The 12,819-nt window shown below is 65.9% G+C and carries 12 protein-coding genes; 8 read left to right on the top strand and 4 right to left on the bottom strand.

Features of this window, described 5'->3' with window-relative positions; translation table 11 throughout:
- Nucleotides 1-48 precede the first annotated feature (48 nt).
- The 7 genes from CXQ89_RS13210 (at nucleotide 49) to CXQ89_RS13180 (ending at nucleotide 7,718) form a co-directional block, all read left to right on the top strand.
- The gene (locus CXQ89_RS13210; protein ID WP_104161600.1) at nucleotides 49-1,065 is read left to right on the top strand and encodes an alpha/beta hydrolase; all 1,017 of its coding nucleotides are present in this window, start codon (nucleotides 49-51) and stop codon (nucleotides 1,063-1,065) included.
- Between the two features lie 137 nt (nucleotides 1,066-1,202).
- Entirely contained in the window at nucleotides 1,203-2,465 is a 1,263-nt protein-coding gene (urtA, locus tag CXQ89_RS13205) for an urea ABC transporter substrate-binding protein (RefSeq protein ID WP_181032344.1), read from the top strand.
- A gap of 48 nt (nucleotides 2,466-2,513) precedes the next feature.
- Nucleotides 2,514-3,398, top strand: coding sequence for an urea ABC transporter permease subunit UrtB (gene urtB, locus CXQ89_RS13200; RefSeq protein ID WP_104055061.1), 885 nt, complete (start codon nucleotides 2,514-2,516; stop codon nucleotides 3,396-3,398).
- Nucleotides 3,395-4,639 (top strand): urea ABC transporter permease subunit UrtC, encoded by a 1,245-nt coding sequence (gene urtC / locus CXQ89_RS13195; protein ID WP_104161599.1) that lies wholly within the window; start codon nucleotides 3,395-3,397, stop codon nucleotides 4,637-4,639. The genes urtB and urtC overlap by 4 nt, the downstream gene beginning before the upstream one ends.
- Nucleotides 4,636-5,463: an urea ABC transporter ATP-binding protein UrtD gene (urtD, locus tag CXQ89_RS13190; protein WP_258060091.1), complete on the top strand. Its 828-nt coding sequence runs from the start codon at nucleotides 4,636-4,638 to the stop codon at nucleotides 5,461-5,463. Before urtC ends, urtD begins: the two co-directional genes overlap by 4 nt.
- The gene (urtE, locus tag CXQ89_RS13185) at nucleotides 5,463-6,155 is read left to right on the top strand and encodes an urea ABC transporter ATP-binding subunit UrtE (protein WP_104161598.1); all 693 of its coding nucleotides are present in this window, start codon (nucleotides 5,463-5,465) and stop codon (nucleotides 6,153-6,155) included. The genes urtD and urtE overlap by 1 nt, the downstream gene beginning before the upstream one ends.
- A gap of 105 nt (nucleotides 6,156-6,260) precedes the next feature.
- A complete protein-coding gene (locus tag CXQ89_RS13180) occupies nucleotides 6,261-7,718 on the top strand; it encodes a DUF5129 domain-containing protein (protein WP_104161597.1) in 1,458 nt (485 codons plus the stop codon).
- 54 nt (nucleotides 7,719-7,772) lie between these two features.
- Here the strand turns inward: CXQ89_RS13180 and CXQ89_RS13175 are convergent, their stop codons facing one another.
- A complete protein-coding gene (locus CXQ89_RS13175) occupies nucleotides 7,773-8,441 on the bottom strand; it encodes a hypothetical protein (RefSeq protein ID WP_104161596.1) in 669 nt (222 codons plus the stop codon).
- Between the two features lie 225 nt (nucleotides 8,442-8,666).
- Between CXQ89_RS13175 and CXQ89_RS13170 the strand changes: the two genes are divergently transcribed.
- On the top strand, nucleotides 8,667-9,770 hold the full coding sequence (locus CXQ89_RS13170) for an alpha/beta hydrolase (protein ID WP_104161595.1): 1,104 nt from the start codon (nucleotides 8,667-8,669) through the stop codon (nucleotides 9,768-9,770).
- 15 nt (nucleotides 9,771-9,785) lie between these two features.
- On the opposite strand, the gene CXQ89_RS13165 is transcribed toward CXQ89_RS13170, so the two are convergent.
- The 3 genes from CXQ89_RS13165 to CXQ89_RS13155 are packed head-to-tail and all read right to left on the bottom strand — an operon-like array spanning nucleotide 9,786 to nucleotide 12,744.
- Nucleotides 9,786-10,421, bottom strand: coding sequence for a lactate utilization protein C (locus CXQ89_RS13165; protein WP_104055055.1), 636 nt, complete (start codon nucleotides 10,419-10,421; stop codon nucleotides 9,786-9,788).
- Nucleotides 10,418-11,947: a LutB/LldF family L-lactate oxidation iron-sulfur protein gene (locus tag CXQ89_RS13160; protein ID WP_104161594.1), complete on the bottom strand. Its 1,530-nt coding sequence runs from the start codon at nucleotides 11,945-11,947 to the stop codon at nucleotides 10,418-10,420. The genes CXQ89_RS13165 and CXQ89_RS13160 overlap by 4 nt, the downstream gene beginning before the upstream one ends.
- Nucleotides 11,944-12,744 carry a (Fe-S)-binding protein gene (locus tag CXQ89_RS13155; protein ID WP_104055053.1) on the bottom strand — a complete coding sequence of 267 codons (801 nt, stop codon included), beginning with the start codon at nucleotides 12,742-12,744 and terminating at the stop codon, nucleotides 11,944-11,946. Before CXQ89_RS13155 ends, CXQ89_RS13160 begins: the two co-directional genes overlap by 4 nt.
- Nucleotides 12,745-12,819 lie beyond the last annotated feature (75 nt).

Below are 12,819 nucleotides of genomic sequence, written 5' to 3'. Positions count from 1 at the left end.
GCAGCGGTTTGCCCGCGACCGGCAGCGGTCCGCGTCTAGGATGGGTCCATGCCCCGTCTTTCCCGCTTAGCGGCAGCTGCAGCCGCAACCGCCGCCGTCGCCGCCGGGTTCCGGCTCAGCCCGTGGCCGTCGGCGCTGCTCATCCGGGCAGTGTTCTACCGCGGTGCCCGGCAGACGGCCGCCGTCATGCGCGGCCATGTACCGGCCGGCGGTGTGACGGAACACCGGGGGGTGGCCTTTGAAACGGACAGCGGCAGCGGCACCCTGGACCTCTTCGTTCCGGAGGCAGCCGGCGAACCGGTGCCCCTGGTGGTGTGGATCCACGGCGGCGCCTGGCTCTCGGGCAGCCGGAACGACGTCGAACCCTACCTGCGCATCCTGGCGGCCTCCGGATTCGCGGCGGCCGGCGTGAGCTACACCCGTTCCCCGCGCGCCGTCTATCCGCAGGCCGTGGAAGAAGTGGCAGCAGCACTGGCTTTCCTGGAAAAGCACTCAGCGGACTATGGTGCGGACCCCCGCCGGGTGGTCCTGGCCGGAGACTCCGCCGGCGCACAATTGGCAGCGCAACTGGCGGTGCTCGCCACCAACCCGGACTACGCGCTGCGGACCGGACTCCCTGTTCCCCTGAGCCGCGACGACCTCCGCGGCGTCATTCTGCACTGCGGGATCTATGACGTCGCCGCACTGGACCCGCTGCCGGGGATCCTCGGCTGGGGCTTCCGGACCGCGTTGTGGGCCTACTCCGGGAAACGGGACTGGTCCCCGACCGCCGCCGGGCGTGACATGTCCGTGCTGAACGACGTCACCGGCCTGTTTCCGCCGGCGCTCATTACCGGCGGCAACGGAGACAACCTGACGGGAACGCAGTCCATTCCGCTGGCTGAACGTCTCATCCAACTGAAGACGGATGTCCGGTTCCAGTTCTGGCCCCGGGACCATGAACCGGCGCTGCCGCATGAATACCAATTCCTCCTGGACCGGCCGGAAGCGCAGCAGGCCCTGACGGAAACACTCGCCTTCCTCAAGGATGTGTGCTCAACGGACACACCTCCGAAAAGCACTTGAAACAAAAGAAATATCGAGGAAACGCGAATACCCAAAACCTGAAACACGAGTCACCTAAATTGAGGAAACGGCCCGAAGAGAGGCCCGTTCACCGGCCTCGCTGATCATCAGCACGGCCCTCAGAAATAAGGTGCTCAGTGAAAGTACAAAGCATTAAAGGCGCTTTCATTCCCGTTGCAGCCACTGCACTGGCTGCGGTTTTGGCAGGGTGCGGTTCCCAGATTGCAGACCCCGCAGCGGCCGGCCAGCCCAGCGGCGGAACAGATTCCTGCGTTGACACATCCGGGGACAGCATCAAGATCGGCTTTCTGAATTCCCTCTCCGGCACCATGGCCATTTCCGAAACCACCGTTTTTGACTCCCTCACCCTGGCCGCCGAGGAAATCAACGCCGACGGCGGCGTGCTGGGCAAGCAATTGAAAGTCATCAGCGAAGACGGCGCCTCCGAACCCACCAAGTTCGCCGAACGCGCCGGAAAGCTGATCCAGCAGGACTGCACGGCCGCCGTGTTCGGCGGCTGGACCTCGTCCTCCCGCAAGGCCATGCTCCCCGTCTTTGAATCCAACAACGCACTGCTGTTCTACCCGGTGCAGTATGAGGGGCTGGAGTCCTCGGAGAACATTTTCTATACGGGCGCCACCACCAACCAGCAGATCATTCCCGCGCTGGACTACCTCGCGGAGCAGGGCACCAAGACCATCTTCCTGGTGGGCAGCGACTACGTCTTCCCCCGTACCGCCAACAAGATCATCAACGCCTACGCCGAGGCCCACGGGATGGAAATCGTCGGCGAGGAGTACACGCCGCTGGGTTCCACGGAGTTCTCCACCATCGTGAACAAGGTCCGCGATTCCGGGGCCGACGCCGTCTTCAACACCCTGAACGGCGATTCCAATGTGGCGTTCTTCCGCCAGTACACGTCAGTGGGCCTCACCCCCGACACCATGCCCGTGGTTTCGGTGTCCATCGCCGAGGAGGAAGTACCGGGCATCGGCCTGGAGAACATCGAAGGCCAGCTCACCGCCTGGGATTACTACCAGACCCTGGACACCCCGGCGAACACCGCGTTTGTCAGCGCGTTCAAGGACAAGTACGGCGCGGACCGCGTCACCAGCGATCCGATGGAAGCCGCCTACACTTCCCTTTACCTGTGGAAGGAAATGGTGGAAAAGGCCGGTTCCTTCGACGTGGACAAGGTTCAGGACGCCGCCGACGGCGTGAGTTTCGAAGCGCCCGAAGGCACCGTCACGGTCAACGGGGAAAACAACCACATCACCAAGACGCCGCGGATCGGCAAGATCACCTCCGACGGCTTGATCGAAACCGTCTGGGAAGCGCCGGAGGCTGTGGAACCGGACCCGTATCTGGAGAACTACGACTGGGCGTCGGGCCTGTCCTGATTCCCGCAGTCGTCCCCGCCCGTTCTTCCACCTGAAAGGTCCGCCGCAATGGAACTGCTGATTGGACAAATGTTTGCCGGGCTCAGCCTGGGCTCGGTGCTGCTGCTGGCAGCACTGGGCCTGTCGCTGACCTTCGGCCAGATGGGGGTCATTAACATGGCCCACGGTGAATTCATCATGGCCGGTGCCTACACCGCGTTTGTGGTGCAGCAGACCCTGGGCAGCGCCGGAGCCTCCCTCCTGGTTTCACTGCCGGCGGCCTTCCTCGTGGGCGGAACCATGGGCCTGATCCTGGAAGAACTACTGCTCAAGCGGATGTACCACCGTCCGCTGGACACCCTCTTGGTGACCTTCGGGGTCTCCCTGATCCTCCAGCAGGTGGCCCGGGACATTTTCGGTGCACCGAGCGTGGACGTCCGGGTGCCCGCCTGGCTGCAGGGCAACGTGGAACTTCTCGGCGCGCCCATTCCGCTGACCCGGCTGTTCATCCTTGCCCTGGCACTCACCTGCCTCGCGGCGCTGGCACTGCTGCTGAAAGCAACCCCGCTGGGCCGGCGGATCCGCGCCGTCGTCGTGAACCGGGACCTGGCCGAGTCCAGCGGCATTTCCTCCCGGCGCACCGACCAGCTGACATTCTTTGTCGGTTCCGGCCTGGCCGGGATCGCGGGAGTCGCAGTAACGCTGATCGGATCCACCAGCCCGTATCTGGGTCCCAACTACATCGTGGACGCCTTCCTCGTGGTGGTGGCCGGAGGCATTGGGCAGATCAAGGGAGCCGCCATCGCCGCCTTCGCCCTGGGGGTGCTGCAGTCGGTGTTCGAATTCTCCACCACCGCCAGCATCGGCAAAGTGCTGATCCTCGCGGCCATCGTGATTTTCCTGCAGGTCCGCCCGCAGGGCATCTTCACCCTCAAGACGAGGAGCCTGGCATGAGCACCGATACAGTCCGCAGCACCACCGGCGGTTTCGCCGCCCGTCTTTCCTCCCTACGGCAGTCCCGGGCAGGGGTCCTGGCCGGCTTCGCCGCCGCGGCAGTCCTGCTGCTGGTGGCTGCACCCGCACTGCTGCCGGTTTTCAGCCTGGGGCTGTTCGGAAAATTCCTCTGCTTCGCCATTGTGGCCGTGGGCATCGGCCTGGCCTGGGGCCGCGGCGGGATGCTGACCCTTGGCCAGGGCGTGTTCTTCGGCCTCGGCGCCTACATCATGGCCATGCATATGAAGCTGGCCGACGCCGCACTGTTCGGCGGTTCCGGCGTACCGGACTTCATGGCGCTGTACGGCACCGGCACCGTTCCGGGCTGGTGGGAGCCGTTCCGCAGCCCCGTGGTGACCGTTCTCGCCGTCGTGCTGGTGCCCGGGCTGGTGGCGCTGGTCCTGGGTCTGGCCATCTTCAAGCGCCGGGTCAAGGGCGCCTATTTCGCCATCCTCAGCCAGGCCCTGGCGGCCGCGTTTGCCGTCCTGCTCATCGGCCAGCAGGCCACCACCGGCGGGTCCAACGGGCTCAGCGGTTTCCGGTCCTTCTTCGGCTTCGACCTGGCGGACCCGGCCAACAAGCGGATGCTGTACCTGCTGACCGCCGTGGTGCTGCTGCTGGTCGTGGCTGCGGCACGGCAACTGATGCACAGCCGGTTCGGTGAACTGCTGGTGGCCGTGCGCGACCAGGAGGAACGGGTTCGGTTCCTGGGCTACGACCCCGCGACCGTCAAAACCGTGGTCTACGTGCTGGCTGCAGTGATGGCCGGCGTGGCGGGCGCGCTGTTCGTGCCGCTCGTGGGCATCATTTCCCCTGCCGACGTTGGCGTCACCCCCTCCATCGCGTTCCTCATTGGGGTGGCAATCGGCGGCCGGTCCACGGTGCTGGGCCCGGTCCTCGGCGCGCTGGGGGTGGCCATCGCGCAAACCTCGCTCGCATCCTCCTTTCCGTCCTTCTGGGTCTACTTCCAGGGACTGCTGTTTGTCCTGGTCATCGGGTTCCTGCCCGGCGGCCTGGCCTCGCTGCCCGCGGTCCTGGGCAGGCTGCGGCGGAAGAGGAACGACGACGGCGGAGCCGCCCGGGAGTCCGGCCCGCCGACAAGTGCACCGCCTGTCCCGCCCGCCGTGCCCCCGGCGCCGGCAGTCTCCGCCGTTGCTTCACCGCTTGCCACCGTTCCCGCAGCTAAGGAGCTCCGCCCGTGAAACACCAGATGATTGCCGCGGAACAGCCGCACCTGCTGCTGCCCCAGGGAGAGCCGCAGGCCGGCGGCCGGCGCTCCGGACGTCCGCAGTACCTGGAGGTCCGAAACCTGCGGGTGGTGTTTGACGGGTTCACCGCCGTCGACGGCGTCAACCTTGACGTCACCCAGGGCGACCTGCGGTTCCTGATCGGTCCCAACGGCGCCGGCAAGACCACCATCATCGACGCGATGACCGGACTGGTTCCGGCCACCGGATCCGTCAACCACACCGGTACCGAGATCCTCGGCCGAAAGGTCCACCAGATTGCCAAGCTCGGTGTCGGCCGCACCTTCCAGACAGCCAGCGTCTTCGAGAACCTGTCGGTGCTGCAGAACCTGGACATTGCGGCCGGTGCCCGGCGGCGGCCCTTGGAGTTGCTGCGCAGGCGCCGCGGCACCGACCCGGCCGTGGACGAGGCCCTGGAAATCATCGGTTTGGAGCATCTGGCGTCCAAGCAGGCGGGAACCCTGGCGCACGGGCAGAAGCAGTGGCTGGAGATCGGCATGCTGCTGGTGCAGAACTCGGAGCTGCTGCTGCTGGATGAACCGATCGCCGGCATGAGCCAGGACGAACGCGCCCAGACCGGCGAGCTGCTGCGCCGGATCGGCGCGAACCGGATCACCCTGGTCATTGAGCACGACATGGATTTTGTCCGTGAGTACGCCACGTCCGTGACCGTCCTGGCCGCCGGCAAGGTCCTCAGCGAGGGCAGCGTGGCACAGGTGCAGGCGGACCCGCGCGTGCAGGAAGTCTATTTGGGCACCACGCCCGCGAAAGGACACTGATGCTGGAAATCAAGGACCTCAAGGCAGGGTACGGACGCACCCAAGTGCTGCACGGGGTCTCCGTGACGGTGCCCGATGACGCCGTCGCCTCCGTCCTGGGACACAACGGCGCCGGCAAATCCACACTGCTGCGCGCCGTCGTCGGCATCATCAAGCCCACAGCCGGAAGCATCCTGTTCAACGGTGAGGACATCGCAGGACTGCGTCCGCATCAGCGGGTGGCACGCGGACTCGCCTACGTCCCGCAGGGCCAGCAGTCCTTCGGTCCGCTGACCACGCTGGAAAACCTGCGGCTGGTGGCGGACGGACGCAAGCGCGGCAAGGCGCTGGTGGACGAGGCACTGGACATGTTTCCGGCGCTGAAACCGCTGCTGGCCCGGCGCGCGGGACTGCTTTCCGGCGGGCAGCGGCAGCAGCTGGCTATTGCCCGCGCGTTGATCACCGAACCCACCCTGCTGATTTTGGACGAACCCACGGAGGGCATCCAGCCCAACGTTGTGGCCGAGATTGAGCAGACCATCATGAACCTCGCCTCGCGGTCCGGCATGCGGGTACTCCTGGTGGAACAGCACATCGGCTTCGCACTGCAGGCCGCGGACACGTACTACGTCCTGGCGGCCGGGCGGGTCAGCTCAAGCGGCCGCGGCGGTGCACCAGCTGCGGAAACGGTCCGCACGGCCATGTTGATCTGAGGCGCAGCCGCATCATCATCTCCGGTGCAGGATCGGCTGCGGGCTGACCCCCGCCCGGATCCGCGCTAGGCTCGTGCCCAAATTAGTCGTCAACAGGGGGAAACGATGCGCCGGGCACTGACTACGCTGCTGCTGGTCCTGATCACGCTGACCGGGGGCGCCGCAGCAGCCGCTGCCGTTACCCCGGACGAGGTGATCGTCGAAGACACCGCAGGAGTCCTGGACAGCAATACGCTCCTGCCGGCACTGGAAAATATTGAGTTCCGGGAACCCACCACGGTTGCCGTCTATACCTACAACGGGCCTGCGGACAATGAGGACGGAACCGTTCTTAACGCCGAAGTGCTGCGCTTCGCCCGGGAAGAGCACCCCGAGTGGCTGAGCGAAGACGGCCAGAAATGGGCGGACGGACTGTTCATCTTCGCCCTGGATCCCACGGGCCGGTGGACCGGTACGTACTACGGCGAGGACCGCAAGATATCCCTCGATCAGCAGGAGGACATCCGGACCGAAACCAATGAGCTGTTCGCCGAGGCCAACTGGACCGAAGGAACCATTGCCGCCGTCGAAGAAGCGGCCAAGTTGATCAACCGTCCCTGGTACCTCTCCCCCGGCGCCATCATCGGATTCATCGTTGCCGGGGTGGCCGCGGCGGGATCGGTCGTCACCTACGTGGTGGTGCGGCGGAACCGCCGGACCAAAAACCGGAAGCTGCTGACGGAGGCCGACGCCAGCTATTCCAGCGTCACCCGGGACCTGGACGCTACGGAGGTCAACGCCAACACCATTCCGGATGATTCCTCCTACGGGTCGCGGGTGCTGGAGGAATACCGCACGTTCATGACGCGCTACAACAAGGCCACGGCGCTGAACAACGCCGCCCACGCCCTCTCCGACAAGGACCTGATGAACCGCAGCAGCACGGTGACGGTGGAAGAGTACGCGGATGCCGCCCTTGAACTGGACGGCCTGGATGACGTCATCGCGGACACCAATGCGCTGCTCAACAAGGCTCCGGGCTGGGAGCGGGCCTGGGACCGCCAGACCGATCCGCTGCAGGAGGATCTGGGCCGCCTCGATGACCTGCTGGAAGGCAAGGACGCCGTGGCCAGGGATTCCGCGACCGCCCGCGCACTGCTGGCCTTCCGGCAGCAGACCCAAGAGGACCTTGCCGCCGCCGCCACGGAACTGGCTGAGGACCGTATTACCCCCGAACAGGCGCTGGACCGCATCAAGGCCGCCCGGGAAAAGCTCTCGGATCTGCTGAACAAGCACGCCCAAACCGTCATCTCGGCGCAGGCGAAGACAGACAGCGAGCGCAAGCTCATGCAGAAGGAACTGGACAAGGCCTCCGCGCCGGGCCGCCGGGACCGCAGCTACCGTCCCGGAATCGTGGACACGGCCTTCCCCGCCTACTTCTACTACTCGGTGGGAAGCTTCAACACCGGCATCCAGCACGGCACCAGCAGCGTGGAATCGGCCCGCAGCTCCGCGTCCGGCTCCACCGGGTACGGCGGCTCGGGCGGCAGCTTTTCCGGGGCGGGCAGTTCCGGAAGGTTCTGACTGACCTGCAGCAGCTCCCTCCCGAGCGTCTCACACCCTCCGGCTTGTACTGACCTACAGGGGAACCCGGGCGTCCGAATGATCAACAAGCCGGCGGGCCGCTCGAGCATGGGCGGAGGCTTCAGCGTTCTGCCGGTCCGATTCAAGCAGGGCCGCGCGCCGTGGACCCGGCACCGTCGCCGGGCTGTCGGTGTGAGGCCGGGAAACCGTCCCTGGATTGCGCCGTGCTTCGGTTTTGGCACGCGCGGCGGCAAGCAGCATTTCCCGGCGGACCGCCGCGCGCTCCCCCGGAGCCAGATACTGCACATGGCGGCCGCTGCTCAGGCGGCGTGCACCCTGGTTGAGCACAAGCCGCAAATCACGCAACCGGGCTTCAACGCTTCCGCCGGGGCGCTCCGTTGCATCCAGGTAGGTGTCACAGGCCCGATGCATCTCCAGCAAAGTATTCGCGGAGGCAGAAGAGCCGGGACGAAGCTCGCTCAGGGTCTCGCGCACCTGCAGACGGATATCAATAACGGTGGAACGGCACCGCACAGGATCTAGCCCGGACTCAGCGGTGCCGGGACCGTTTTCGGCTAGTGCCCGTTTCAGGTGCACCTGGGTGATCAGTGCCTGCAGCGCCCTTCTCTCGCGCGCGCCCTGAAGCCAGCGCAGCCCCGGCACGGCGGCGGCGACGCCGAGAACCACGCCAATCAGGCTTCCCACCAGAAAAAACCACCACATGTTTGTCCCTCCCCCAGGATGCGGCTCCCGTTCCGCCGCTGAAAGGGAAGAATACGAACACATCGGCCGGTGCACCAGAGAGATTCGTGAAACGGGTAGCAGCTGCTTGCACCTGTGCCGCCAAACACCACGGGGCATGAGATTCCTCGCAGCAGCCGGCCGGGACCCGCCAGCTGGCGGTAAACGCGCCGTTTGGCGTCCAGAAGCGCGTCCTAGCTTAAAAAGATGAAGATCTTCTCGCTTCCCGCGGTGGGACTGGCGGCAGGCGCAGCCGCCGCTGCCGGATTGGCCGCAGCTGTGGCGCTGCACCGGCACCCCCTGCCGTCGGTACTGCTTATTCGCGGGGTTTTCTCTAGTGCCAACAAATTCCAGGCGACGAAAATCCAGCCCCATATTCCCGGTTTCCGCGTCACGCGCCACCGCGGACTGCACTATCTGGGGACCGGCAAACCGTCCCTGGACCTGTTCCTTCCGGCCACTGACCGAAAACCGCTTCCCGTGGTGATGTGGATCCATGGCGGGGCCTGGATCTCAGGCTCCAAGGAAGACGTGGCACCCTACCTGAAGGTCCTCGCCGGTTACGGCTACGCGGTCGTGGGCGTGGGGTATTCCATCTCGCCCGAAGCGGTCTATCCCACCGCGGTAAAAGAGCTGAACGCGGCGCTGGCTTTCATACGCGAACATGCGGACCGCTACGGGCTGGACCCGAACCGCATTGTTCTCGCCGGTGATTCCGCCGGGGCACAGCTGGCCGCCCAGCTGGCACTGGCGGTCACCAACCCGGAGTACGCCCGGGACACCGGTGTTGTCCCCGCGGCCGCACCCGGTCAGCTGCGCGGAATCCTGCTGAACTGCGGCGTTTTCGATTTGGATGCCGTGGCCAGCATGGCAGGCCCCGTGGGCTGGGGCCTGCGGAAGGCACTCTGGTCCTACACCGGATCCAGGGACTGGGCAGCAACCTCGGCCGCAGCCCACATGTCCATCCCGGCGCACGTGGACCACCGCTTTCCGCCCACCTACATTTCCGGCGGCAACGGCGACAATCTGACCCTCACCCAGTCCCTTCCCCTGGCGGACCGGCTGGAGGAACTTGGCGTGCCGGTGGTCCGCAGCTTTTGGCCCCAGGATTACAGGCCGGCTCTGGGCCACGAGTACCAGTTCCAGCTGCACCGTCCCGAGGCAAGGGAATCGCTGCAGCAGACCGTTGCCTTCCTGGAGGATGTGACCGGCGTTTCCGCCCTGCCCCGGCGGCCGCTCGAGAAGGTCATCGCCTTGGAGGAGGACCTGCTCGCGGAACTTCCGGAGATCGAGGAGAAACTCGCGGCGTAGCGGTAACCCGCAGCCTCAGCTGCGGACGATAACGACGTCCAGGTTCCGCGGCCCGTGCACTCCTTCGACCCGTTCCAGCTCAATGTCCGAGGTGGCGCTGGGACCACTGATCCAGGTCAGCGGACGGGTGCCGTCCAGCCGGCGCAGCGCTTCGGGAAGAATCCCGGCGATGTCCCCCTCCCGCACCACACAAATGTGGTGGTCCGGAACCAGCGTGATGGCGCGCCGGCCCTGGTTCGGGCTGCCGTCCAGAATGATTGTTCCGGTCTCCGCCACGGAGACGGCGCTCCCGGTGACGACGGCGTCCACCGCATCCAGCTCCGCCACGCTCAGCGGCGCGTCCGCGGCGTCGATCCGGCGGCGCCCGGGGGCCGCTGCTTCCGCGTCCGCCAGCCAGGCGCCGTCGATCCCGGCGGGAACCACGTAACTGGCGGCGTCCCGGAGCAGCTCGGCGATCCGCGGAGCCAGCCCCGCTTCATCCACCACGGTGACTCCGGCCTTGTAATCCACCAGCCGGTCCACCAGCAGTTCAATGCGTTCTTCGGCGCTCATGCCGGAGTCTTCGCGGTAGGTCCGCGGAATCTCCGGCACCGCAGGGTGATCCCGCAGCGCTGAGCGCAGCCGGTCCAGGATGTCTGTCCGTGCGCTCATGCCTGTTCTCCCGTGTTCGCGGAATCCGTGGGGGTGGACCCCGCAGCGGGATCCTTGTGGTCCTTGGCCCACCAGTCGCGGAACGATGCGGCGGGCGGAGCCGGGATGTCCCGGCTCTGTGTCCAGCCGCCCACAAGGCCGGGCAGCTTGGTGATCTTCTTTTTGCGGCCGGCGGCAATCCGGCCCAGGGGCAGTCCCTTTTCCAGCAATCCAAGATGCTTCCCGGAGGAGAACGCCCAGGAGGCACCCTTCATCATCAGGTCCATCTGGGAGGGCAGCTTCTTCTTGCCCCGCTTGCTGTCCACGTCCTCCGCGCGCAGGTGCACCAGAATTTCCGGGATGTTGATTTTGACCGGGCAGGCGTCATAGCAGGCGCCGCAGAGCGAGGAGGCATACGGCAGCGAACTGTTTTCCTCGGAAGTGATGCCGGTCATCAGCGGCGACAGGATGGCGCCGATGGGCCCCGGATAGGTGGAGCCGTAGGCATGGCCTCCGGTGCGTTCGTACACCGGGCACACATTCATGCACGCCGAGCAGCGGATGCAGTGCAGGGCCGAGCGGCCCATTTCGTCGGCCAGGGCGGCACTGCGGCCGTTGTCCAGGAGCACCAGGTGCACGTTCTGCGGGCCGTCGCCTTCGGTGACGCCGGTCCACAGCGAGGTGTAGGGATTCATCCGTTCCCCGGTGGAGGAGCGCGGCAGCAGCTGCATGAACACTTCAAGGTCCTGCCAGGACGGCAGCAGCTTTTCCACGCCCATGACGGTGATCAGGGTTTCGGGCAGGGTCAGGCACATGCGCCCGTTGCCTTCTGATTCGACGACGGCGAGGGTCCCGGCGTCTGCGATCGCAAAGTTGGCACCGGAGATGGCCACCTTGGCGGAAAGGAACTTCCGGCGCAGGTGGGCACGCGCTGCTTCGGCCAGCTTGGCCGGGTTGTCGGTGAGGTCCGGGTCCACGCCGGGCATTTCCCGCAGGAAGATGTCCCGGACCTGGGTGCGGTTCTTGTGGATGGCAGGGACCAGGATGTGGCTGGGCTTGTCATGGTCCAGCTGAACAATCAGCTCGGCCAGGTCGGTTTCAAAGGCGGCAATGCCCTGTTCTTCCAGGTACTCGTTCAGGCCGATTTCCTGGGTGGCCATGGACTTCACCTTGACCACTTCATCCACGCCCTGTTCGCGGATCAGGTCGCGGACAATCTCATTGGCTTCAGCGGCGTCCCGGGCCCAGTGGATGATGCCGCCGCGGGCCGTGAAGTTCTGCTCAAACTGTTCCAGCAGCTCGGGCAGCCGGGCCATGACGGCCTGTTTGGTGGCGCTTCCGGCGCTGCGCAGGTCCTCCCAGTCCGGCAGTTCCCCCACCACCCGCAGCCGCTTGTCGCGGATGGTGTGGGTGGCGTGGCCCAGATTGGCGCGCAGCTGGCTGTTGCCCAGCTCGCGCTTGGCCGCCGAAGGGAAGGACTCGGTGGCGTTGAGGTTGCCCTGCCCGAAGACGGGCAGCGTTGGCATGCCCAGGTAGGTGGTGCTCATCGGGAAGCCTTTCCGCTCACGAGAACGTCTCCGGTGACGGACACCGGATTTTCACGGGTGCTGGCGAGGATATCGGCGAGGTGCAGGGTGGTGACGCTGCTGCCTTCCCGGGAAAGCCCGCCGCCAATGTGCAGCAGGCAGGAAGCGTCTCCGCCGGAGCACAGCTCGGCTCCGGTGGCTCTAATGTTGGCTGTTTTGTCCTCGAGCATGGCGGTGGAAACATCCGCGTTCTTCATCGAGAAGGTGCCGCCGAAGCCGCAGCACTGGTCAGCCTGGGGCAGCGGCTGCACGGTGATCCCGCCAACGGTCTGCAGCAGGTTCAGCTGCCGGTCACCCAGCCGCAGCAGGCGCATGCCGTGGCAGCTGGGGTGGTAGGTGACGTTGTGCGGGAACCAGGATCCCAGCTGTTCGGCGGCGTTGGTGACGCCGAGAACGTCGGTCAGGAGTGCGGACAGCTCATAGGTCTTGGCGCCGACGGCTTCCGCCCTGGCTTCCAGGGCTGCGTCGCCGCAGGACCGGGCCACCATTGCATGCTGGTGTTTCACCGAGGCGACACAGGAACCGGAAGGCGCGACGGCGACGTCGTAGTCCTGCGATTCGAAGGCTTCAATGTGGTTGCGGACCACGGGAACGGCCTCGGGCAGGTATCCGGAGTTCACGTGCATCTGCCCGCAGCAGGCCTGCCCGGCGGGGAACACCACTTCGTGCCCCAGCCGCTCGAGGATGGCCACCGTTGCCCGGGCGGTGCGCGGATACATCGCGTCCACGATGCAGGTGGCGAATAGAGCGATTCTCATGGCTGCCTTTCAGCGGGGCAATGCCCCGAACGTGTGGTCTGACCATAGTAGAACATGTTACGGCGGACACATCCA

The organism is Arthrobacter sp. ZGTC212 (assembly GCF_002929255.1).
Lineage (GTDB): Bacteria > Actinomycetota > Actinomycetes > Actinomycetales > Micrococcaceae > Arthrobacter_B > Arthrobacter_B sunyaminii.
The sequence above is the reverse complement of the archived record's forward strand: the minus strand, read 5'-3'. Positions and strand labels throughout refer to the sequence as shown.